General features: G+C 61.6%; 22 protein-coding genes. 15 read left to right on the top strand and 7 right to left on the bottom strand.

Annotated elements, in window-relative coordinates; translation table 11 throughout:
• Positions 1-5: 5 nt before the first annotated feature.
• A complete protein-coding gene (locus RGV33_RS20525) occupies positions 6-2,084 on the bottom strand; it encodes a hydantoinase/oxoprolinase family protein (protein ID WP_322145868.1) in 2,079 nt (692 codons plus the stop codon).
• A gap of 169 nt (positions 2,085-2,253) precedes the next feature.
• Positions 2,254-4,908 carry a LuxR C-terminal-related transcriptional regulator gene (locus RGV33_RS20520; protein WP_322145867.1) on the bottom strand — a complete coding sequence of 885 codons (2,655 nt, stop codon included), beginning with the start codon at positions 4,906-4,908 and terminating at the stop codon, positions 2,254-2,256.
• 262 nt (positions 4,909-5,170) lie between these two features.
• Between RGV33_RS20520 and RGV33_RS20515 the strand changes: the two genes are divergently transcribed.
• Complete coding sequence (locus RGV33_RS20515) at positions 5,171-5,446, top strand: hypothetical protein (RefSeq protein WP_322145866.1); 276 nt, start codon at positions 5,171-5,173, stop codon at positions 5,444-5,446.
• Here RGV33_RS20515 and RGV33_RS20510 read toward each other — a convergent pair.
• Positions 5,437-7,152 (bottom strand): amidase, encoded by a 1,716-nt coding sequence (locus RGV33_RS20510; RefSeq protein WP_322145865.1) that lies wholly within the window; start codon positions 7,150-7,152, stop codon positions 5,437-5,439. The genes RGV33_RS20515 and RGV33_RS20510 overlap by 10 nt on opposite strands.
• A 152-nt stretch (positions 7,153-7,304) precedes the next feature.
• Between RGV33_RS20510 and RGV33_RS20505 the strand changes: the two genes are divergently transcribed.
• The 3 genes from RGV33_RS20505 to RGV33_RS20495 all read left to right on the top strand — a co-directional run bounded on the left by RGV33_RS20505 (position 7,305) and on the right by RGV33_RS20495 (position 9,061).
• A complete protein-coding gene (locus RGV33_RS20505) occupies positions 7,305-7,610 on the top strand; it encodes a putative quinol monooxygenase (RefSeq protein ID WP_322145864.1) in 306 nt (101 codons plus the stop codon).
• 86 nt (positions 7,611-7,696) lie between these two features.
• Positions 7,697-7,951, top strand: a complete 255-nt coding sequence (locus RGV33_RS20500) for a hypothetical protein (RefSeq protein ID WP_322145863.1) — start codon at positions 7,697-7,699, stop codon at positions 7,949-7,951.
• Between the two features lie 597 nt (positions 7,952-8,548).
• On the top strand, positions 8,549-9,061 hold the full coding sequence (locus RGV33_RS20495; protein ID WP_322145862.1) for a hypothetical protein: 513 nt from the start codon (positions 8,549-8,551) through the stop codon (positions 9,059-9,061).
• Between the two features lie 926 nt (positions 9,062-9,987).
• Here RGV33_RS20495 and RGV33_RS20490 read toward each other — a convergent pair.
• Positions 9,988-10,626: an XRE family transcriptional regulator gene (locus RGV33_RS20490; protein ID WP_322145861.1), complete on the bottom strand. Its 639-nt coding sequence runs from the start codon at positions 10,624-10,626 to the stop codon at positions 9,988-9,990.
• Positions 10,627-10,630: 4 nt separating this feature from the next.
• Positions 10,631-10,789, bottom strand: coding sequence for a hypothetical protein (locus RGV33_RS20485; protein ID WP_322145860.1), 159 nt, complete (start codon positions 10,787-10,789; stop codon positions 10,631-10,633).
• A gap of 216 nt (positions 10,790-11,005) precedes the next feature.
• Between RGV33_RS20485 and RGV33_RS20480 the strand changes: the two genes are divergently transcribed.
• The 4 genes from RGV33_RS20480 to RGV33_RS20465 all read left to right on the top strand — a co-directional run bounded on the left by RGV33_RS20480 (position 11,006) and on the right by RGV33_RS20465 (position 17,426).
• The gene (locus tag RGV33_RS20480) at positions 11,006-13,153 is read left to right on the top strand and encodes a TonB-dependent receptor family protein (protein ID WP_322145859.1); all 2,148 of its coding nucleotides are present in this window, start codon (positions 11,006-11,008) and stop codon (positions 13,151-13,153) included.
• A 207-nt stretch (positions 13,154-13,360) separates the two neighbouring features.
• On the top strand, positions 13,361-13,906 hold the full coding sequence (locus tag RGV33_RS20475; protein ID WP_322145858.1) for a sigma-70 family RNA polymerase sigma factor: 546 nt from the start codon (positions 13,361-13,363) through the stop codon (positions 13,904-13,906).
• Complete coding sequence (locus RGV33_RS20470) at positions 13,903-14,847, top strand: FecR family protein (protein ID WP_322145857.1); 945 nt, start codon at positions 13,903-13,905, stop codon at positions 14,845-14,847. The genes RGV33_RS20475 and RGV33_RS20470 overlap by 4 nt, the downstream gene beginning before the upstream one ends.
• Before the next feature lie 89 nt (positions 14,848-14,936).
• Entirely contained in the window at positions 14,937-17,426 is a 2,490-nt protein-coding gene (locus RGV33_RS20465) for a TonB-dependent siderophore receptor (RefSeq protein WP_322145856.1), read from the top strand.
• A gap of 55 nt (positions 17,427-17,481) precedes the next feature.
• Here RGV33_RS20465 and RGV33_RS20460 read toward each other — a convergent pair whose 3' ends face one another.
• Together RGV33_RS20460 and RGV33_RS20455 are read right to left on the bottom strand one after the other, a co-directional pair.
• Positions 17,482-18,903 (bottom strand): PLP-dependent aminotransferase family protein, encoded by a 1,422-nt coding sequence (locus RGV33_RS20460; RefSeq protein WP_322145855.1) that lies wholly within the window; start codon positions 18,901-18,903, stop codon positions 17,482-17,484.
• Between the two features lie 17 nt (positions 18,904-18,920).
• Positions 18,921-19,523 carry an FMN-dependent NADH-azoreductase gene (locus tag RGV33_RS20455; protein ID WP_322145854.1) on the bottom strand — a complete coding sequence of 201 codons (603 nt, stop codon included), beginning with the start codon at positions 19,521-19,523 and terminating at the stop codon, positions 18,921-18,923.
• A 195-nt stretch (positions 19,524-19,718) separates the two neighbouring features.
• On the opposite strand from RGV33_RS20455, the gene RGV33_RS20450 reads away from it, so the two are divergent.
• The 7 genes from RGV33_RS20450 (at position 19,719) to RGV33_RS20420 (ending at position 23,180) form a co-directional block, all read left to right on the top strand.
• Positions 19,719-20,165 (top strand): carboxymuconolactone decarboxylase family protein, encoded by a 447-nt coding sequence (locus RGV33_RS20450; protein ID WP_322145853.1) that lies wholly within the window; start codon positions 19,719-19,721, stop codon positions 20,163-20,165.
• Between the two features lie 68 nt (positions 20,166-20,233).
• Positions 20,234-20,554, top strand: coding sequence for a multidrug efflux SMR transporter (locus tag RGV33_RS20445; protein ID WP_322145852.1), 321 nt, complete (start codon positions 20,234-20,236; stop codon positions 20,552-20,554).
• 84 nt (positions 20,555-20,638) lie between these two features.
• Entirely contained in the window at positions 20,639-20,968 is a 330-nt protein-coding gene (locus tag RGV33_RS20440) for a hypothetical protein (protein ID WP_322145851.1), read from the top strand.
• Positions 20,969-21,063: 95 nt separating this feature from the next.
• A complete protein-coding gene (locus RGV33_RS20435) occupies positions 21,064-21,759 on the top strand; it encodes a fumarylacetoacetate hydrolase family protein (protein WP_322145850.1) in 696 nt (231 codons plus the stop codon).
• 36 nt (positions 21,760-21,795) lie between these two features.
• Positions 21,796-22,695, top strand: a complete 900-nt coding sequence (locus RGV33_RS20430) for an AraC family transcriptional regulator (RefSeq protein WP_322145849.1) — start codon at positions 21,796-21,798, stop codon at positions 22,693-22,695.
• A gap of 91 nt (positions 22,696-22,786) precedes the next feature.
• Positions 22,787-22,915: a hypothetical protein gene (locus tag RGV33_RS20425; RefSeq protein WP_322145848.1), complete on the top strand. Its 129-nt coding sequence runs from the start codon at positions 22,787-22,789 to the stop codon at positions 22,913-22,915.
• A 4-nt stretch (positions 22,916-22,919) separates the two neighbouring features.
• Positions 22,920-23,180 carry a hypothetical protein gene (locus RGV33_RS20420; protein WP_322145847.1) on the top strand — a complete coding sequence of 87 codons (261 nt, stop codon included), beginning with the start codon at positions 22,920-22,922 and terminating at the stop codon, positions 23,178-23,180.
• The last annotated feature ends 63 nt before the right edge of the window (positions 23,181-23,243 follow it).

Below are 23,243 nucleotides of genomic sequence, written 5' to 3'. Positions count from 1 at the left end.
CTCCTTCAGGCGCCGAGGGTGATATGCAGGTTGCCGAGCCGGTCGACGAGTACCTGGTTACCGGGGTGGACCACCACGGTGGAACCAGCGTCCTCGATGATGGCCGGGCCACTGAAGCTCATCTGCGGTTCCAGGCGGGCGTAGTCGTAGATAGCCGTGTCGTGGGTGCCTTCCAGGGCGAAATCCACCCGGCGTTGGCCCTTGAGAGCCTCTGCCAGTGTGCGACCGCTGATGGGCAGGGCTTGCAGGTTCAATTTGCCGATCTGCGCGACGGCCACCAGATGGAAACCGACAATTTCCAACGGTGCTTGCAAGCGGTAGGAATACTGCTGTTCATAGAGGGCGTGGAAGCGCCGGGCGATCGCTGGCCAGTGCACGCAAAGAGATTCTTCATGGCCCAGAGCAACCTCGACCGCGTGCTCCTGGTTCTGGTAGCGCAACTTGCAAGACACCTGCAAGTCGACCTGTTCCGGGGCAATGGCTTCGTCGACAAACTGCGCCCGGGCGTTGTGCATCAGTTCCTGCACAAACACCTGGGTAAGCGCCAGCGCGCCCTCGCGTTCGGTTTCGACAAAACGATTGACGAACAGGTCGCGACGCAGGTCCGACATGGTCATGCCCCAGGCGGAAAACACCGAGGCACCTCGCGGCACAATGACTTTCCTGACCCCAAGTTCCTGAGCCAGGGCGACAGCATGCATGGCACCGCCGCCGCCAAACGCGATCAGGGTCAACTCGCGGGGGTCATGGCCACGGCTCAATGACACCAGCTTCAACGCATTGACCATGTTGTCGTTGGCGATACGAATGATGCCGCGGGCGACCTCATCGGCGGGTAGCTTGAGGCGCTCGCTCAGTTGGCCGAAGGCCTGCGCCACGGCGGCCATGTCGGCAACCAGCTCGCCACCGCAGAAGTAGTCCGGGTTGATCCGGCCCAGGGCCAGGTTGGCATCCGTCGTGGTGACCTGCGTACCTCCGTTGCCGTAGGCCGCAGGGCCGGGCAGGGCGCCGGCAGACTGGGGGCCGACGTGCAGTTTGTCGAACTCGTCGACCCAGGCGATGGAACCACCGCCGTTGCCGATTTCCACCAGGTCCACCACCGGCACCATGATCGGGTAGCCCGCATTGAGTCGATTGCGTTCAATCCAATAGTCAGTCTTGATCGACACCTGGCCGTTACGCACCAGCGAGCATTTGGCGGTGGTGCCCCCGATGTCCAATGCCAGCAGGTTAGGCTCCTCAAGCAGTCGTCCGAGTTCGGCGGCCGCCCAGAAGCCGCTGGCAGGCCCGGACTCGACCATGGTGATGGGAATGTCCCGGGCATGGGTCACGCTGTCGACGCCGCAGTTGGACTGCATGATGTACAACGGCGCTTTGTAGCCGCCTTCGCGCAGACCCGTCTCGAGGTTGTCGAGATAGCGTGCGGCGATGGGCTGGACGTAGGCCGAAAGCACTGTGGTGCTGGAGCGTTCGTATTCACGCCATTCGCGAGTGATTTGGTGCGAGGCGACCACCGAGACCTCGGGCCAGAGCTTCTGTACTTCTTTCAAAACCGCCTGCTCATGCACCGGGTTGGCGTAGGCGTGCAGCAGGCAGATGGCAATGGCTTGCACGCCGTCTGCGCGAAACCCATCGAGTATCTCGACCAGGCCTGAAAGGTCCAGCGGTTCACGCTCACTACCGTCGGTATGCAGGCGGCCACCTATTTCACGCCTCAGGTAACGCGCCACGAAGGGGGCGGGCTTGACCCATTTCAGGTTGAAGTAGTCCGGCCGATTGGCCCGTGCAATTTCAAGGATGTCGCGAAAGCCCCGGGTAGTGATCAAGGCTGTCTTTACGCCTCGACGTTCGGTCAAGGCGTTGATCACCACCGTGGTGCCGTGGGCGAGAAAGTCGACGGTTTCCAGCGCAATGTCGGCCTTGCGGATAACATTGAGCACACCCTTGGCGAAGTTCGCCGGTGTGGTGTCGACCTTGGCAGTGCGGATAATTTGTTGGCCGGTGGCCGGGTTGCTTTCGAAATAGACCAGGTCGGTAAACGTTCCACCAACATCGGTCGCTACACGTACAGTTTTACCGTCCATACCCACAGGGCATCTCCTGATGTGATTGTTGTTATCTCAGGCACGAGAGCGTGATCTCTCGCTGGTTCGACGGATGCTAGAGGGCAGTGAGCGCGAGTTGCTACCGGCGGCACGGGTAGTTCACCGCGAGGGTTTCACCCGGCCTACCCGGATGGGTAGCCGGGTGGGTTTAGAGAGGCGGGTCCAAAACGCCGAGGCGCATGGCAGCACTGATGGCGGCGGTGCGATTGTCCACCGAGAGCTTGGCGAATATGTGTTTCAGGTGAAACTTCACGGTGTTTTCAGAGATATCCAGCGCTTGCGCAATCATCTTGTTTGGCTGGCCGCTGACGAGCAAGGTGAGGATCTGGGTCTCCTTGGCGCTGAATGGCATACGGGCACGCACCGGGTGCGCCCGCCAGCCTCGTAGCCGCGTAAGGATGGCAGCTTGAGCCGCAATGGCGTTCGGGCAGGCCTCCAGGGCCGGCAGCAGGCCTGGTCCCACTTCCAGTAGCAGGCCCGGTAATATCCGCTGAGGTATCGATGCCAGGATCGACGTCATATCCTGCGCTTCAAGCGTTGACTGTCCTTTGCCGTAGGCGGCTAGCGTCAGCAGTTGCAGGCGCCAGGAGGGCAGGCACAACCCCTTGTCTTGCAGCACTTTACTCTCGCGGCGCAAGCGGGTCAGCGCAGCGGCGCAGTTCCCCGAGGCCAGTTGCAGGCGCGCCATTGCCAACGTTGCAGCTTCATGGTTGCGCCAGTCGTGGCGGTTATCGGCAATCCCTTCAAGGTCAACCTGCAATGCTTCCTGGCGGGCCTGCATCAGGTACCCGCATTGCACCAGCAAGTCGACACGCCATGCACTGGCCAGTCGTGTCAGTCGCAGCCATTCACGGTTGGCCGCCAGCTTTACTACCTGTTCCAGTTCAGGTAACGCCACCTGCATGCCGTGACTGCGCAGCGTCGTGCGCCAAGCGACTTCAGCTGTCATGGCGGCGATATCCAGCCAGCCGTCCGTTTGCTCGAGGGATGCCCAACCGTCCCGCCACCAGGCTGTCGTCTCGGACCATGCACCTTGCCAGTACAGGTGCTGCGCTTTAAGGCAGCCGACCAGCGCCCTGACTGAGCTTTCACTGCCAAATTGACTGCTTGAAATAGCCAACGCCTCATCGACCATGCGGCTCGACTGGGCGATGTTGCCCATCAAGGCCAGCACTTGTCCCTCATGGACGCGGCAGTAGTTTTCACCGCGCGGAGTGTTGACCACGCGCATTTTGATATGGGCCGCACGGATAGTTTGCAGCGCAGCGGCCAGTTCACCGCGGGTCATGGCTCCCAGGGCATCTACACATTCCAGAGTCGCCTGGGCCAGGATTTCGTCGCCGTGCAACTGTGCTGCGTCAAACACCGTCGTGTGGCTGTCTTCGAAGCGATCAACGTACGCGTTCACCAGTGTTTGAATGACCTGGAAGTCGCGCATCAGGCGCCTGTCGTTCTGGATGACACCATGTGCCAGTTGCAGCAGTTGAGTGGCCAGCGCGTGGTCTCCCAGCTTGGCGTGCAGGTAGGCTTGGAGCAGCAAAAGATCAGGCTCGCTGCGCCGGGTTGGCTCGTCGAATTGCCGCAGCAGGCTTTGTGCATAGCGTATCCCATGGCTTAACACGGACTCCCATCCTCCGGCACGCACCACCATATTCACCGCCAGCGCGGTGTCGCCGGCGCGCAACGCATGCGAGACAGCCGGGATCCAGTCCTTTTCTTGTGCCAGCCAATGGGCAGCAGCGCGGTGGATGCGCTGGGCGTTTGTGGCGTCGCATTTTTTGCTCAGGAAATCTCGCAGCAGGCGGTGATAGCGGAACCACTGGCGCTTGGCGTCCAGCGGTACCAGCAGGGCGTCCAGGTGGCTCAGTTGTGCGAGCAGTTGGGCGCTGTCTGTGCGGCCGCGTATCGCGTCAGCGAACCCTGCATTGAAACGCTCCAGCAATGATGTATCGATCAAGAAGCATTGGCACGCTTGCGGCAAGCATCCCACGACTTGCTCCGTCAAGTAGGCGGCGATATCGGTAACGTGGCCAGAGAATTCGCTCAAGCTGTACAGCGAGCCGTTGCAACTGGCTCGCCACAGCCGAGCCAGTTGCACGGCCACCGGCCAGCCTTCGGTTGTTTCATGCAGGTGATGCAGGTCTGACGATGAGAGGTCGGGTCCAAGGATCGAACTGGTTTCGCTGGTTGAGAGGGCCAATTCGCGAGCGGATACCTCGTGCACCCATCCCATGGTTTTCCAGCGTGCCAGTGGCCACCGGGGGCGGGTGCGGCTGGTGACTACCCATTGCAGCCAGGGTGCAGCCTGTTCCAGCAACGCTTGCACAATGGGCTCGAGGTGCTCGTTGGCAGCTGTGTGGTAGTCGTCGAGCAGTAGGGTGACGGCGCGATTTTCCCGCGCCATGGCGTGAAGCAAGGCTGTGATGGTGCGTTGTGGGTGTGCATCCAGGGATTGGAACTTCGCCAGCCGAGGCAGGTGCCCGAGATCAAGACCTGCGTGGTCGAGCGCCAGGATCAGGTAGGCCAGGAAACGGTTGGGTTCTGCGTCTGCCTCATCCAGCGATAGCCAGGCAACGGTTGCGTCTGGGGAGGTGTGGAGTAGCTCCTGGCGCCACTGCATCAACAGTGTTGTTTTGCCGTATCCGGGCGGTGCTACCAGCAAAATCAACGGCCCTTCAACCCGCGCTTTTAGTGACGCCAACAGTTCGTGTCGGGGCATTGAAGTGAGTAACGTCAGCGGCGGCGTCAGTTTGCCGATCCAACGCCAGGTGTGCTGGGAATCACTTGAAGGGTCATGGTTCACGGCGGGGGCGCTCGTGTCGATAAGGTAGGTCTGAAGGCTTTATCAGTAATGGGCAACTAGCGTTGAGATGATGAGTAACGGAATGTTTACGTGTTGTGGCACGTTGGGGCCGAGGCAGGACAGTGCGCTAACTTCGTTCTGTGAGATTTCGTAAGCCCTTTCCCTGTTTACTGTAGGAGCGGGGCTTTCTCCCCATGCAGTGCTTGAAACAACACCTCGCTCGGTCATAGCCTGACGCTTTTCCTGATATTGAGGCCCTGCATTGGGTAAGCGAAAAACGGTTTGGCCCACGGAGCGGGAAGTTCGACTGCGCTTTATCCTGCTGGCAATCATTGAAACCGCTTGTGATCGAGGCGTTCCCATCGAGCGACTGTTGCTCTCGTACATCCTGCTGCGCAACAAGCCAACCCAGGAGCAACTTTGGCAGGCAATCAGCGATTGCCTGCTCCTTGAAGAGATGGGCGGCTTCCGATTTGAGCCCGGGTCGGAGGCCGATCAGTTGATGCGCAAAATCAGCGCCGCTGACAATCAGGCCTGACCCGCCACCAACACCGGCGTGCGTGGCGGCACCCGGCGCTTGCTGCCCGTCGACTCATACGCGAAGGCCAATCGCAGCAGCGCCGAATCATCATACGCCCGGCCGGCAAAGGTCAGCCCTACCGGCATGCCGATGTCCGCCATGATGCCCATCGGCACCGTCACCGTCGGTACGCCAAGGTGTCGGATGGCGAGGTTGCCGTTGGCCACCCACACCCCGTTGCTCCAGGCGATATCCGCCGACGCCGGGTTCATATCCGCATCCGCCGGACCTACGTCGGCGACTGTCGGGAAAATCACCGCATCCAGCCCCAGGTTATCCATCCACTCCTCAAGGTCGATGCGCCGAGTCTGTTCCAGGCCGCGCAAGCCGTCGGGCACGGTGCTGATCTTGTCCCACGGAGTGATGCCCCGCTGGGCCATACGCACATACTCGTCCATGCCGGCCGCCAGGTCGTCTTCGCGGTTGGGCAGGGTGCCAGGGTCGTGGGGGAAGATTTTCGGGCCGTCGACATCGGCCAGGCGGTTCAGTGCAGGGTCACCATTGGCGCGCAGAAAATCGTCGAATGCCCAGGCCGACAGCTCCCACAATTCATCGTGAAGGAATTCCTTGGACACCAGGCCACGGGTAAACACTTTAGGTGCGCCCGGGCGGTCGCCTTCGCAATTGGAAACCAGCGGGAAGTCCACCTCGACCACTTCGGCGCCGGCCGCTTCGAGTGCCTTGCGCGCGGCGTCCCACAGGTCGATCACCGAGGCGCGGGTCTTGATTGGCTGGCCGGTGGGGCCGCCGATTCCCGGGTCATCGCTGGTGCCCGCCTCAGGGTCGGCATTGATGTACATGCGAGGCACGCCAAAGCGTTTGCCGGCCAGTGCCTCGCCGGTCGCGGCCAGGGCACCATAGGATTGGGGGCGTACCGAGGTCACGCTCGGGATCGGCACCCAGGGCTGCATCCGCCACAGGTCGCCGCGGGTTTCAGGATCTTCTGCCACCACCACATCGAGCACTTCAAGCAGGTCGGCCATGGTTCGGGCGTAGGGCACGACCACGTCCATGGTCGGGGTCAGCGGCCAGTTGCCGCGTACCGAAATCACGCCTCGGGACGGGGTATACGCACACAGGCCATTGTTGGACGCCGGGCCGCGCCCGCTGGACCAGGTTTCTTCCGCCAGGCCAAACGCCGCGAAGCTCGCCGCGGTGGCCGTGCCGGCGCCGTTCGAGGAGCCCGAGGCGAACGGTGCGGTGAGGTAGTCGGCGTTGTACGGGCTCTCGGCCCGGCCATACACGCCGCGCTGCATGCCACCGTTGGCCATGGGCGGCATATTGGTCTTGCCCAGGCAGATCGCGCCGGTGGCGCGCAGCCGTTCGATAGTGAACGCATCGCGGTAGGCGGTCAGGTTCGCAAAAGCCGGGCTGCCGGAGGCGGCGGTGAGGCCCTTGACCAGGTAGCTGTCCTTGGCCGTGTAGGGAATGCCATCGAGCGGCCCCAGGGTGTTGCCGCTGGCTCGGCGTGCGTCGCTGGCGCGGGCTTCGTCAAGTGCTTGCGGGTTGCGCACCACTACCGCGTTGAGCGCCGTGGCGGTGTTGGGAGCATCAAAGGCGTCGATCCTGGCAAGGTAGGCCTCTACCAATTCAACCGCCGTGGCCTGGCCTGATTCGAGCGCAGTGCGCAGTTGGGCAATGGAAACTTCGGTTACTTCGATCACGTTCTTATCGCCGGGTGCAGAAAAGGGGGAGGGTTTGAGCGCTGACTCAATCCATGCAGTGAAAGTAGCTTACTGATAGATTTTTCGTAGCGCCAGAGCAGGGCATCCCTTACTGTGGCCGCTCACTTTTCTTATCGATAACGGTGCTGTTTATGTCTGCTGAAGTCCGGCTTGTCGTCATCATCAATACCCAGCCTGGGCGGGGTGCAGACCAGTTGGCCGCGTTTGCCAGGCTCGCTCCGCTGGTGCGGGCCGAAGCGGGCTGCATCCAGTACGACCTGCACCCGGTCGACGGCAACAGCGACAGCTTCGTGTTGCTCGAGACATGGGCTTCAAAGGCGGCGCTCAAGGATCATCACGCTGCACCTCACATGCTGGAAGCCGCGAAGCTTAACCCGACATTCCGTGCAGGGCCTGCCAACGTATTGGTGCTGGAACCCGCGGTCCAGAAACCTTGACTTCAACCCGATGGCTCAAGGGTTTATCATTGACCCTTGATTTTTTGCTGCCCGGAAAGATTTCGATGGTGTTTACAAGGACTGTCATGGCGAGCGCACTGCTCGCCGTTCTGGCCACTTCGGCCCACGCTGCCAACCTGGACCTGACCTACGAGGCACCGATCCTCAGCGCTGTCCCTCTCACGCCCCCGGCCGAGCCCAAGCCGCGCTTCCCGGTCAAGAGCCTGGCGCCGGTAACCCTGGAAAATAGCTGCACCGGCCCCGAATGCAGCTACGAAACCGACATCAGCCTGCCCCGTGAAGAGCAGACTGTGCGGCGCGTTTCCATCGGTATTCAATAAAACCCGCTGGCGCCTCAGGCAACCCCATACCTGGCGCTGGCTTGCCCGTCTGAGTGGCTGCAAGCAACGCGCCACGTGCCGCGTCATAGGTGCAATCGGAGCTGGCGGAAGCGGCGGTGAAGGTACAGATAGTGCTCCCGGCCGCCACCGCTACCGAAATTTGGCACGCGTCGGGCATTCTCCTTTCCGCGCTGCAAGAGACGTCGGTCATGACCACCGATAACCTGGTGGACGCGGCATTGGCCGGACTTGACCAAGGCGAAACCATCACCTTGCCGTCGGTGGCGGATGGCACTTTGTGGGATTCTTCGCCGAGTGAGCGAGTATTTTCAGGGTGGTTAGATCGTTTATTTCCTTATGGATGGGTGCCATTCCTCGATCGCATATCCATCGCGCCGGTTCAGCCCTTATTACGGAGCCGGTCGGCGCGATTGCTTCATAACGTCTGTTATCGCGGAGTTATTGGCTGCCTCGCTCCAATAAACCCCCATGGAACATCTATTCCTGCTGCTGCGCCAGCGCCTTGCGCGGTTGTGCGGCTTCTCTAGAATCGGCGCCAGAACTTACTCACTTCCTGTCGATTACGGAGTTTCGAACATGATGAACGCCCTGCAGATGCCAATGAACAACGCGATGCCGATGATGCCGATGATGGGCATGCCGATGATGATGGCAACCATGACCTGCACGATGACCGACGAGGCCATGATGTGCACCGTGAAGCCGGCCGCTGGCATGGACATGGCGATGTTCAAGAACAACGCCGAGATGATGGCGATGATGATGAACTGCGGCATGCCGATGATGATGCAGTGCGCCAACCTGTCGATGATGTGCATGTCCGAAGATGGTCAGGCGGTGATGAACAGCATGTCCGCCATGAACATGCCGATGATGATGCCGATGGGCATGCCGATGCCGATGATGAAGTGCGTCATGGAGTGCAAGATGGAAGCAGATTGCATGACCTGCAAAATGATGCCGATGCCAGGTATGGGCATGGGCATGATGAACAACTGCTGCATGTTGATGATGAAGATGATGAACGACTGCGCCATGCCGATGATGATGAGCTGCAACGGCATGCCGATGATGTGCTGCACCTGCTGATTGGTATGGCGTGAAACCAAAAAGGCTTGGTGAGTGCGGGCAATGTTGTTGGGGTTGGGGTTGGGTTGGGTACATATCCGTTATTTAGGTAATGGCTGCTATTGGTTTCGCTCTTACAGCGAGTCACTTTGCAAAAGCGGCAAAGTAACCAAAGCGCTCTGCCCCGCCTGTCGGCACCTCGCCTAGGCTCGGTGTTCCCTCACTCCGGAATTGCTCCGCGGGCCGCCGCGACGGCCCGTCCCTGGCCCGTCGCGGCTAAACCGGCGTCCTGCCGGTTTACCCGCTCCTCAATCCCTGCGTTCGGCCTCGGGCTGAATGGGGCAGTCAGATCAAGATCAAAAGCAAGAGCACGGCGGCCTGAAAGCCGACCTGAGTGTTAAAAGCCAGGGCAAAAGCTGTAGGAGCTGGCTTGCCGGCGATGCAGGCGACTCGGTCTTTCAGATACACAGAGGCGATGCCATCGCCGGCAAGCCAGCTCCTACATTGGAACCGTGCCTGCTTTAGCTGTTGATCTGGCTTTTAACACTTAAGCCGGCCTGTAGGCCGCTGTGTTCTTGATCTGCTTGTGATCTTGATCTTAGGCGCCCCGTCAACCACGCTGGCCGAACGCAGGTATTACGGAGCGGGTAAACCGGCAGGACGCCGGTTTAGCCGCGACGGGCCAGGGACGGGCCGTCGCGGCGGCCCGCGGAGTAATGCCGGAGTGAGGGCACACCGAGCCTAGGCGAGGTGCCGAGTGGTGGGGCAAGAGCCTTTTGGTTACTTTTGGGCTCCTTTCAAAAGTGACCCGCCGTAAGGGCGGAACCCATACCAGCCATCACCTAAATAACGGATATACACCCAGCCCAGCCCAACCCCAACACAACAAAGGACTGTAGATACTGACGCTGCGCTACGGGTAAACCGCATTGCGGCGAGTGCCAGTTTCAGTCCAGCCGTTCCGGGTAGGTGATCACCAGAAACGCCACGGCCTCGCTGTCTGCCGGGTTGCGGTAGCGGTGGGGCTGGTCGGCGTAGAACAGGATCGAATCACCAGTGGAAAGCAGGTAGCGCTCTTCGTTGACGCTAACCTCCAGCACACCCTGGGCCACCACCAGGTTTTCCTGGATACCCGGCCCGTGACCTTCTGAAACTTCTTCGCCGAGTGCCTTCAGGCGTATCTCGTAAAACTCCGACTGGCGCGCCATATCGTAGGGAAACAGCGCGCGGCTGATAAAGGTGCCGTCGGCGCTCACCAGGCGTTTGCTCTGTTGCGCCGGCAGCAGCTCAACCCCTTCGAACGCACGGTTTTCCAGGAACGCGGCCACCGAGACTTTCAAGCCTTTGGCGATCTTGCACAGTACCTTGATCGACGGCACGCTGCGCCCGGATTCAATCTGCGCGAGCATCGCCCGGCTGACGCCGCAGTTGCGCGCCAAGGCATCCAGTGACAGGTAGCGTTTACTGCGCAGGCGTTGCAGGTTCTGCGCCACGCACTGGCCGATGGCATCATCGTCGCCGCTGTTGCAGTCCTTGGGTTTGGAGGGGAGAGCGGGTACTTCTGGAATCGCGTGCAGGAAATTCATCGCCTCACGCCCGGCGGGTATCGCTGGACGCCGTCGTGTGTACGGTAAACACCGCGACCCCAGCCCGCGCCGCGTACATCGCCCACATCAACTCTGCCGCTGCGCGAGCCTGGCGGCGTTTGCGGTGAAGGGTGAAATCGATGACGGTGGCAGATGCGTGCATGAGGTAAATCTCTGGGGGCTCAATGGCCCTACAGTAAGTCGTGACGCTTATTTCCATAAATACTGAGTTTGCATTTGGTAATTCGATTTTGGACTTAACGCCGGATGAGGGCCATCCGTTCATAAGTGGTGACCCGCCGGGCCTCGCGGGCTTCCCACCACAGACCTTGTGCCGGACCAAGCCCGTCGCAAAAACGAATTCCAAGGATTTACCCCCATGCCCCCCGCGTTTCTGTTCCCCGCCCGAAAAGCCTGGCCCTTGCTGGGTTTTGGCGCCGCCCTGAGCTTCAGCCCGGTCTCCCAGGCCGAAGACACGCTGCAACTGGCACCCGTTGAAGTCAGCAGTGCCGAACTCAGCGCTGATGAACTGGCCCAGGCCCAGCTCAAGAGCGTGCCCGGCGCCACCAACTACATCGACATGAGCCGCGTCGGCCAGGCGCGGGTGAGCACCAATGAAGACGTGTTCAAGTACCAGGCCGGCGTGTACGCCAAGGCCGCGAACAATGAAGGGGTGAAGCTTTCCATTCGTGGCTCGGGCATCAACCGTGGCCCCGGCGCACACGCTTCGGGCCTTTACGAAACGTTCGACGGCCTGCCGCTGACCGGCCCAGGCGGCACGCCCTACGAACTCAAGGACCCGCTGTGGCTCAGTCGGGTTGAAGTGCTGCGCGGCGCCAACGGTTTTGACCAGGGCGCATTGGCCCTCGGCGGTGCAGTCAACTACGTGACCCACACCGGCTACGACGCGGCCAAATTGCAGGTGCGCTACGAGGCCGGTAGCCATGGCTACGCCCAGCGGGAAATCAGCTCGGGGCAGGTGTTGGGTGATGCCGACTACTACATCAGCCTTACCGACTCGCACTATGACGGTTTCCAGGACCACAGCGCCGGCAGCGGCCAAGGCATGGCGGCCAACTTTGGCTACCGCTTCAACCCCGACCTGGAAACCCGCTTCTATTTCCGCTACCGCGAAACCGACAACGATTCCCCCGGCAAGCTGACCCGCGACCAGATCAGCCACGACCCACGCGCCGCCGCCACCCTCAACGTGGCGCGGGACTCCCGGCGCACACAACCAGGCTCGACCTGGATCGCCAACAAAACCACCCTGCGCCTGGACGACAATGCCCAGGTCGAGGTCGGGCTGGCGTATCACGACTACCCGATGGACCTGCGCGAAGGCACCAACCGTCTCAAGGTGGCCTACACCGACGTCAGCGGTAGCGTGAACTACATCCGCCAGGACATGCTGTTCGGGCGCGACAGCAAGACCACCATTGGCCTGCGTACCACCCAGGCGATGCCGAATAACGGCGGCTCGGAATTCGTGCGGATCCCGGTCGGCAATACGGCGGGCTACGCGCCCGGTACCAAGACCCGTGACTACAGCTACCTGGGCTCCGACAGCGTGCTGCATATCGGCAATGACCTGGAACTGGTGCCAAACCTGTGGCTGACCACCGGGCTGGCGGCGATCTACACCCATCGCGAAACCGAAGTCAGCTATCCACAAACCCATGCCCCGGTCAGCCAGCACGATTGGGATTACGCACCGCGGGTTGGCTTGCGTTATGACTTAAGCCCCCAACTGCAGGTGTACGGCAACCTGAGTCGCTCGGTTGAACCGCCCCATGCGTGGTCGATGATCTGGGGTTCCAACAGGTATTTCCCGGCCAACAGCGGCCCGGCGAGCGGGTTGCAGCGCGAAGGCGTGAAGCTGAAAAACCAGAGCGCAACCACCCTGGAAGTCGGCGGGCGAGGCGAGGAATGGTTCGGCCAGTGGGACCTGGCGCTGTACCGTTCCGAGGTGCGCCACGAACTGCTCGGCGTCGAAACCCAGGCCGCGACTTCCACCACATCCGCAATAATTGCCGAGTCCAACGCCAGCCCCACGGTGCACCAAGGCCTGGAACTGAGCCTGACCAGCCCGCTGTGGGACGCCGACCGCAGCGGCCAGCTCGCCTTGCGCCAGGCCTACACCTACAGCGACTTTCGCTACCGCAACGACGACCGCTTCGGCGACAACACCTTGCCCGGCATTCCCAGGCACTACTACCAGGCGCAATTGCGCTACAGCCACCCGAGCGGTTTCTACACCAGCCTCAACGGCGAGCATTCATCGCGGGTGGCCGTGGACTACGCCAACTCCTACTACGCGGCGGCCTACACGCTGCTCGGCGCGACGCTCGGGTATGACGCGCCCAAGCACGACTGGCAAGCCTGGGTCGACCTGCGCAACCTCACCAACCAGCGCTACGCGAATACGGTCACGCCGGGTTATGACGACAAGGGAATGGATGTTGCGCGTTCGACACCGGGGGATGGCATGGGCGTGTACACCGGGGTTTCCTGGAGCTGGCGTTAATCCATAACGTGTTTGACGCTGGCAGTGGGTTACTGCTGGATCATCCCAATTTTTTCCAGGCCACTTGGAACACAACGGGTTGCTTTCAAGGTGGGCACAGGAAGTCGCAGATTCATTGCAGCCCATCACTCCACCCTTGCTCGCCCTGCGTTTTACTGTCATCGTTCGCGCAATTGGTAATCTTTCTTGTTTGAGAAATTTTTGCGCATGCATGACTTTCCTGTCGCTGAGGGTGATATCGCCCGTCGCCAGCAGACCATCAGCACCCTCTACAGTGACCACCATTGCTGGTTGCACGGTTGGCTGCGCAAGAAACTGGGCTGCTCGCAACATGCCGCCGACCTCGCGCACGACGCGTTTATCCGCATCCTGCTGTTGGCCGAACCCCATACCATCAAGGAACCACGGGCCTTCCTGGCGACCACGGCGGGGCGCTTGATGATTGATGGCGCACGTCGGCGGCGGATCGAAAAGGCCTACATGGAAGCCCTGGCGATTCAAAGCGAAGACGCCGGCATGCCCGACCCGGCAGCGATTCACGTGGCACTCCAGGCCCTGGAGCGGATCGCCGAGATGCTGACCGGGTTGCCGGCCAAGGCCCGCGAGGCGTTCCTGCTCAGTCGACTCGACGGGCTGACCTACAGCGAAATCGCCGAACAACTGCAGGTGTCATCCAGCACCGTGAAGAACTATATCTCCAGCGCACTGGTGCACTGCTACCACACCCTGCACGGGGCGGACCCGCTGTCGTGAGTGCCGAGCAGATCATCAGTGAAGCCGCCCGCTGGCTGACGTTGCTGCACGACGAACGCGTGACCGAGGCCGACCGCACAGCCTTCCAGGTTTGGTGCCAGGCCGACCCTCGGCACGCCCTCGCGATCGAGCGCATGCGCAGTGTGTGGGGCAGCCTCGACACCTTGCCGGCCGCGCCGGCGCGCATCGCCCTGAACCGAGCATTTGCCCCGCAGAAATCGCGGTTTGCCGCCCGTGGCACCCAGGCCGTCGCGCTGGTGGGTGTGTTGCTGTGTGGCTGGGCCGGGATTGAGCGTATGCCGGTGTGGATGGCCGACCAGCGCACCAGCGTCGGTGAACGGCGCCAGGTGGCACTGGCGGATGGCAGCCAGGTGCAACTCAACAGCAACTCGGCGCTGGACGTGAAGTTCGACGGCCAGCAACGGGTGATCGAACTGTTGCAGGGCGAGATGTGGGTGGAGGTGGCCAAGGACGCGCAACGGCCGTTCGTGGTGCACACCGACCAGGGCACGGCCACGGCGTTGGGCACCCGCTTCCTGGTGCGCAAGGCCGGGGATGGCTCGACCGTGGTCACCGTGATCGAGTCCACCGTGGCCGTCAAAGGCAACCGCGCAGCCGAGGTGAAAGTGCCGGCGGGGCAACAGTCCACGCTCAAGCACGGGCAGGCCGGCGAGCCGCGCCCCACCGGCAACGCCGACCCGGCAGCCTGGACCCGCGGCCTGCTCAAGGTCGACGACCGGCCCCTGAGCGAGGTGCTGCAAACCCTGGCCGGTTACCGCGACGGCCTGGTGCGCTTTGACCCGCAGGCGCTGCAAGGGATGCGCGTGTCGGGGGTATTCAAGCTCGATGACACCGGCGCGGCGCTGGCGTCATTGGCGGATAACCTGCCGATCAAGGTGGAATACTTCACCGATTGGGTGGTGGTGATCAAGCCGCGGTAAAAAAACCTGAATAAAAATTGCTCTCATTCATGCCCGATTTTCCGACATGGCCGTCATGACTAATAGAACCCCATTTTCCAGGACTTCTCATGTCGCGCCTTGTTCGTCCCTTACAGCCACTCGCCCTTTCAGTGGCGCTGGCTTTTGCCGCCGTCCCCCTTTTGGCCACTCAAGCGTCCTTCGCGGCCGCAAGCCCCGCGTTTTCCATTGCTGGCGGGGACCTCAGCCAGGCCCTCAACAGCCTTGCTGAACAGGCCGGCCTGGTACTGGCGTTTGATTCGAGCCTGACCCGCGGCAAGCACAGCAATGGCCTGGCCGGGCAATACAGCACCGACGCCGCCCTGGCTCAACTGCTGGCCGGCAGCGGCCTGCAAGCTGTGAAGATTGCCGACAACCGCTACCGCCTCGAAGCCATCGCGCACACCGACGGCGTCATGGAGTTGCAGGCCACCACCATCAGCGGCGCCTACCCGTCAGAAACCCCCACCGGCCCGGTGTCTGGCTACGTAGCCACCCGCAGTCTGTCGGGCACCAAAACCGACACGGCGCTGATCGAAACCCCGCAATCGATCTCCGTAGTCACCAAAGACCAGATGCGTGCGCAAAACGCCGAAAGCCTCAACCAGATCCTGCGCTACAGCGCCGCAGTGATCCCGGAAACCCGTGGCTCCACCGCTTCACGCCTCGACCAGTTAACCATCCGTGGTTTCGCCCCGGCCACCTACCTCGACGGCCTGCGTATGCCATCGAGCCGGGATGCCTTGCCGCAAAAAGATGCGTTCGACCTGGAGCGCGTCGAAGTACTGCGCGGGCCCGCGTCGGTGCTGTACGGGCAGGGCACGCCCAGTGGTGTGATCAACATGGTCAGCAAGCGCCCGCTGGACACGCCGTTCCATGAAGTCGGCGTGGAGTACGGCACCTTCAACAAGAAGCGCACCACCTTTGACTTGAGTGGCCCGCTGGACGATCAAGGCGTGTATTCCTACCGCGTCGCCGGCCTGTTCGATGATGCCGACGGGCAGATCGACCACACCGAAACCCGCCGCCAATCCTTGTCCACTGCCTTCACCTGGCGCCCGGACGACAACACTTCGCTGACCCTGCTCGGGCACTTCCAGAAGGACCCCAAGGGCGCGTCCTACGGTTCGATGCCGGCCTGGGGCTCGGTGCTGCACAGCCCGACCGGGCGCAAGATCGACGTGGATTTCTACGACGGCGAAAAAAGCTTCGAGAAGAGTGACCGCGAGTACTACTCCATCGGCTACGCCTTCGAACATCACTTCAACGATGTCTGGACCGTGCGCCAGAACGCGCGATACCTGCGCAGCGAAGGGCAGTACCGCAGCCTCTACAGCAACTACCTGGAGAGTGATTACCGCACCATTCGGCGTTCGACCATCGCCAGCGATGTGAACATCGACGCCTACGCCCTCGACAACCAGTTGCAGGCCAAATTCGACACCGGGCCGTTGCAGCACATCGTGCTGATGGGCGCCGACTACCAGAACACCAGCACTGATACCAAATCCGGCAGCGGCGTGTACACCGCAGGTCCAACACTGGACATCTTCGACCCGGTCTACGGCGCGGCCGTGCCGGTTCCGGCGTATACCAGCGACGCGACTTCGCGCAGCGAGCAAACCGGCGTGTACCTGCAAGAGCAGATGAAGTGGGACAAATGGGTGTTGTTGATGGGCGGGCGTTATGACTGGGCCAGCACCGACAACAGCACCCTGGCCATGACCACCCGCAAGAAGACCAAATCCAGCCAGGACAGCAAGGCGTTCACCGGCCGCCTGGGCCTGGTCTACCTGTTCGATAATGGCTTGGCGCCGTATGTCAGCTATTCGGAATCCTTCCAGCCGCAATCCGGCACGGGCTACGGCGGTTCGACGTTCCAGCCCACCGAAGGCAAGCAAACCGAGATCGGGATCAAGTACCAGCCACCGGGCAGCAACAGCTTCATCACCGCAGCCATCTTCGACCTGCGCCAGACCAACGTGCCGACGCTGGACCCGGACGCTTCCCACCTGTGCAACGGCTCGCGCTGCCAGATCCAGGACGGCGAAGTACAATCCCGTGGCTTTGAGATTGAGGGCAAGGCCAGCCTGAACGACAACCTGGACATCACCGCGGCCTACGCCTACCTGGATAACCGCATCAGCAAGTCCAACAACACCGTGCGCTATGCGCCCATCAGCGACATCGGCGTGGGCCCGGCCGTGGCGGCCGAAGGCACCACCACCTACGCCGTGCCACGCCATACCGCATCGGCCTGGGCCGATTACACCCTGCACGACGGCACCCTGAAGGGCTTTGGCGTAGGCGCCGGTGCGCGGTATGTAGGCTCCTCCTGGGGCGATACCGCCAACACCCTAAAAGTGCCTGGCTACACCCTGTTCGATGCGGCGGTGCACTACGACATTCCACACATCAACCGCCAGGGCGACAACCTGCGCCTGGCAGTGAATGCCACCAACCTTGCGAATAAAGAGTACGTCGCGTCCTGCTATTCCTACTCGTGGTGCTGGTATGGCTCACAGCGCACCGTGCAGGCCAGCGCGACGTATCAGTGGTAAATAAAAAGGCCTTGGCGAAAGGATTCGGGAGCAGCATCGCCAAGGCCAAAAACAGTTAGTTCGCCGTGGGCTCAATCACGTCCAGGATGCGTTTTCCAAGGGCCTGGGCGACGGCCTCTGATTCGATATTGGCAAAGCCCAGCAGCAGGCCGGGCCCGGTCTGGCTATGGATATTCCAGTCGCTCAAGGCCTCTGCGTAAATGCCTGCCTGTGCCAGGCGTTGCACGCACGCGCGGTCGGATTGTTGGGTGTTCAGGCGCAGGACCAAGTGCATCCCGCCCGGTTGGGCATCAATCGAAATATGCTCGCCCAAGGCCTTGCGCAACCCTCTGGCCGTGGCTTCCCGACGCTCACCGTAGAGCTTGCGCATGCGCTGGATATGCCGCGCAAAATGCCCTTCGGCCATAAACGTCGCGACGATCGCCTGGGTCAGTTCCGGGCAACCCCCGAGGAAGGTCTGGCTGACGTGTTCGAAGCGTTCCACTTGAGCCACAGGCACCACCAGATAGGCGAGGCGGATCCCGGGAAACAACACTTTGCTGAACGTCCCGGCGTAGAGCACCCGGCCGTCGCGGTCCAGGCTCTTGAGGGCCGGCAGCGGGCGGCTGACGTAACGGTATTCGCCGTCATAGTCGTCCTCGATGATCCAAGCCTGCTGGCGGCTGGCCCAGTCCAGCAGCTCCAGGCGCCTGGGCAACGACAGCGAGACGCACAGCGGGCTTTGATGCGCCGGGGTGACCACCACCGCGCGGGCGCCTTTGCCCTGTTGCACGGCATGGGATACCTGCATGCCGTCCTGGTCCACGGGTACCGGGGTGGCCTGGATGTTCAGGTAATCCAGCAACGGCCGGGTGAACAGGTAGCCCGGGTCTTCCACCAGCACTCGGTCGCCCGGTTCCAGCAGCGCATGGGCGATCAGGCTCAACGTGTTGCGGTAGCCCGAGGTGACAAACACTTGTGCGGGCGAGCAGTGGATACCCCGGGCAACTTGCAAGTAACTGGCAATTGCCGTGCGCAGCGAGTTCAAACCGTACACGCACGGGTTGGCCATGTCTGCGACCTGGGTGGCGCGCGCGCAGCGGGCGGCGATCTTTGACCAGACCTTGCGCGGGAACGCATCCAGTGCCGGCAGGCCCATTTGAAACGGCAGCACGGCGGCTTTTTGCCTCACGGCATTATGGTCGCTGAGGGTGGCGGGGCGTTCCGGCAGGTTGGCCTTGATCCCTTCCGCCACCACGGTGCCGGCCTGGCCACGGGCCTGGATATAGCCTTCGGCCGCCAGCAGCGCATACGTGGTGTCGATGGTGCCCCGGGCCAGGCCAAGCTCCTTGGCCAAAGCCCGGGCGGCCGGTATACGTTCGCCGGGCTTGAGCAAACCGTCGGCAATCGCGCTGCGGAACCGCCAGTAGAGTTGCCGGTAGATCGGCTCTGTGGAGCCGGCGTCCAGCGGTGAAAAAGCCTTGGTCGAGGTGCTCATCCGGCGGCGGGTCCTGTTCAGGTTGCGAAGTAGTCGTGTAGCGCCTGGTCGGTCTGGCGACGCGTCTGAGCCAGTGTTTCCGGGCGTGAAGCAGTGCCCTCGACGCTGAAGAAGGTCACGTCGTGCAGGCCGATCATGCCCAGGATGGTTTTCAGGTACGGCGTCAGGAAATCCGGCTGGTGCGCGCGCTCCCCGGAAAATCGCCCGCCTGAGGCCACGGCAATGAACACTGGCCGGTCCTGCAATAAGCCGACCTTGCCCTGGGCCGAGATATCGAAGGTGCGGCGCACCCGTGCAATGTGATCGAGCCATAACTTGAGGGCCGCTGGCACCGAGTAGTTATGCATGGGGGTGGCAATCACCACGACATCGGCCAGCTCCAACTCGCGAACCAGCCGCTCGGACTGGGCCATCGAACCTGCCTGCGAGATATCCGCGGTCGACTGCTGGGACGTTGCGTAAGGCTCGTCCAACGGCGCCATGGCATCACCGGCGATGAGCCGCTGGGTTACCTCGGCGGCCGGGTGCCGCTGGCGCAGGCATTCAATGATTTTTTGGGAGAGCGCGTTGCTCTCCGACGCTTGCCCGCGAGGGCTGGCACTGACATGGAGGATATTCATGGTGCGGTGCTTCCTGGGTTGACGGCCTTCAGTCTACGAACCCCATGACCCATGCCAAAGAGCCAAGAATCAAGATTGAGACTAGGCCATGTCGGCGCATTCATGGCCTATTGTTCAAGCCAGATCATGGATCTTTTGGGGTAGGCCATGGCGCCGCAAGATGGCGTCTTCATCCAACCTCTACAGGATTTCACCATGACAACGCGTCTCGACTACTCCAAAGCCTCCCCTGAAGGTTACAAAGCATTCGGCGGGGTTTACGTTTACCTGCAAAACAGTGGCCTGTCCAAAGAGCTGATCGACCTGGTCTACCTGCGAGTTTCGCAGGTCAACGGCTGCGCGTTTTGCATCGACATGCACTCGCGGGACCTGCTCAAGCAAGGCCTGGCCGTGGACAAGCTGGTGCTGGTGCCGGTGTGGCACGACGCTGGCGCGGTCTTCACCCAGCGTGAACGCGTGGCCCTGGCGTTTGCCGAAGCCGTTACCGCCAGCGATGTGTCGGACGCGGGCTACGCGGCGGCCGCAGCCGAGTTCAGTGACAAGGAACTGGCCGACCTCACCTACGGCATTGCCTTGATGAATGCCTTTAACCGCCTGGGCATCACCTTCCGCACCACCCCAGCGGCGGCTGCCAAGGCATAAGCCAACGCGGGTTCGATGTGGCGGGGCGCCTCGCCGCACACTCACTGTATTTTCTGAGGGCTCACTCCATGGCATGGCTACTGCTCGGCTTGGCCGGCATTCTTGAAATTGCTTTCGCGTTCACGATGAAGGCCTCGGATGGCTTCACCCGATTCACCCCCGGATTGCTCACCGTGGTGACCGGCGTTTGCAGCGTGATCCTGCTTTCGATGGCGCTGCGCACGCTGCCGGTGGGCAGTGCCTACGCCGTCTGGACCGGAATCGGCGCCGCTGGCACCGCGATTATCGGCATGGCATTGCTGGGCGACTCCACTGCGCCGTTACGGGTTTTGTGCATCGTGCTGATCCTGGCAGGCGTGATCGGCCTCAAACTGGTCTCGGCAAATTAGCCAAGAAGGCAATTTGCTGGCCCCTTTGTAACAAAATTCTCGCCAAAATCACTTTTATTTTCAGGTGGTTAGACGGGGATGCAAATGCGCAAGGTTGGAATCATGCTGATCGCCTGTTCCCTGGCAGGTGGGGCGCTTTCGGTAGAGGCGCGGGAGCTGCGGGATAATGACAAATACATGTGCAGTTGGGGCGCGGGTACGGCGGCCCGGGCGCAAGAATTGAAACTGTCGGGCGTCTCGCTGTATGCCGCCCGGCAGAAGCTGAAGAGCTACCAGTTCAAGAAGTCCTGGATGCACATGATGGCCATGGGCATCACCGAGCAGACCTACGACAGCCGTTCACGGGTCAAGCCCGAGGTGATTCGCCAGAGCTTTTACCAGGACTGCCTGCGCTACAAGCTGGCGCGTAAATGATTGCACCGCCCAGTACAAAATCTGCGTAAGCCTGTCCAACTTCGCCCTGGTGCCGTTGCGCATACTGGCCCCAGGCAACCGAAGAGGCATACGCCATGACCCGCTACGTCATCACCCCCAACGACATTCCATCCCTCGCCATCCACGGCGACGACGCTCGTTTCGCGCTGCGCCGGGTATTTTGCGTGGGGCGCAACTACAGCGAACATGCCCGCGAAATGGGCCACGACCCCGACCGCGAGCCGCCGTTCTTTTTCATGAAACCGGCCGATGCCGTAGTGCCGGCCGAGGGCGTGATCGCCTACCCGCCAATGACCGCCGACCTGCATCACGAGGTCGAATTGGTGGTGGCCATCGGCAAGGGCGGCGTGGACATTGCCCCGCAAGACGCTTTCGCGCATATCTGGGGTTACGGCCTGGGCATTGACTTGACCCGCCGTGACCTCCAGGCCGAGGCGAAAAAGCTCTCGCGGCCGTGGGAATGGGCCAAGGCCTTCGACGAGTCGGCACCTTGCACTGCGTTGCGGCCGGTGAGTGACGTCGGCCATCCGGGCAGCGGGCGCATCTGGCTCAACGTCAATGGCCAGCAACGTCAAGTGGGCGACCTGGCGGACCTGATCTGGTCGGTCAGCGAGGTGATCAGCCATGCGTCCAAATCCGTGGCGCTGAAGGCCGGCGACTTGATCTTCACCGGCACCCCGGCGGGCGTCGGGGCCTTGCAACCGGGCGATGTGGTGACCGCCGGCATTGACGGCCTGGCCGAGCTGAACTTCACCCTCAGCCAGGGTTGACGCTACAGTGGTGCCCTGGCCCTTCGAGAAATACCTATGCCCGGCACCCGCATCACCACCTACGGCATGGAACAACGCAGCGACCGCCCCGACTTCTATATCCGCGACAAACGGGGCAGGGCGGCGCTGACCAGTCCCCATCGCCACGAGTATTTCCAGATCCAGATCAACCTGGGCGGTGACACCGTGCAGCACATCGGCGGTGCGGTGCGCCCGTTCCCGAAAAAGGCCCTGGCCTTTATCCTGCCTCATCGCCTGCACGTGATTCCCCATCCCGAAGACGGCGATTTCATGCTGATCAATTTCAGCCAGGGATTTTTCCTGCCGCAACTGACCTGCGACCCGCTGGACCTGGAAGACATTCCCATCGGCCAGGCCCCGGAACTGTCGCCGTTTCGCTTTCAGGAACAGCTGGACTTCATCCTCGATGATGCCGCCTTCGAGGAAGTCAAAACCTGGCTGGAGCAGATGCGTGCCCTCGATGCCCAGCGCAGCTTCGGCGCCCGGGAGCGGCTCAAGGGTTACCTGTTTCAGTTGATCGGGTTGGTTTGCCAAGCGTATGCCGAGCCGCTCCAGGCCTTCGCCGCCAACAACGCCACCCGGCGTGGCCGCAAGGACGCCCTGGCCCGGGTGCAGGGCTACATCCGTGAGCATTTGCACGAACCCACCCTGAACCTGACCGACGCGGCGGCGGCCGCTTTCCTGTCGCCCAACTACCTGACCCACCTGCTGCGCAAGGAAACCGGCAAACCCTTCTCCCAGTTGGTACTCGACCGTCGCATGCAACTGGCGCGTACGCTGCTGCTCAATAGCCCGCAGATGATTGGCGCAATTGCGCACCGTTGCGGGTTTACCGACGAGGCCTATTTTTCCCGGTGTTTTCGCAAGGCCCACGGGCTGGCGCCAGGGCAGTTCAGGCGACGTGAACAGGATTAACGCGTAATCCGGATGACTGTTTTACAAATCCACCACAACCGATGTGTTTCAATTTACATACAATTGAGCGTCTCATTGGGAAGCGGTGCGCATGGGTACGGTTATTCGGTTGGCAACGGCGGACGAGATCAATGCCATTTTCCAGATTTGCACCGCAGTGGTGCAGGTGAGTGGAACCCTGTGTGACGACGTTCGCTATCAGAAACACACGGTGCAATGAGCGTATGAGCGAGCTGGAGCCCCCTCAATCCAACGCCTTCCGTTACTTTGTCGTCGGGGTTCTGTGCACGGCCGTGGTGCTGGGCGCCTATTTCGTTCGGGTGAATGCCCAGGTTGATCGGCAGCGCGAAGAAGCGGCGGAGCGCCTGGCGTTATGCCGCCAGGCAGCCAGTGTCTCGCGCACCATGCCCCAGAACGAACTTGAACTGGTGGATCCGTGCAAACACTTGAATGAACGTTATCTGAAGTCGCCCACGCCCCTTTAATCAATGAGCTTGTTTTTGTCGCGGAATAAACATTTCGGTATGTTTAATCGCGCTGGGTATTGC

The sequence above is a fragment of the Pseudomonas sp. Bout1 genome (assembly GCF_034314165.1).
GTDB lineage: Bacteria > Pseudomonadota > Gammaproteobacteria > Pseudomonadales > Pseudomonadaceae > Aquipseudomonas.
The sequence above is the reverse complement of the archived record's forward strand: the minus strand, read 5'-3'. Positions and strand labels throughout refer to the sequence as shown.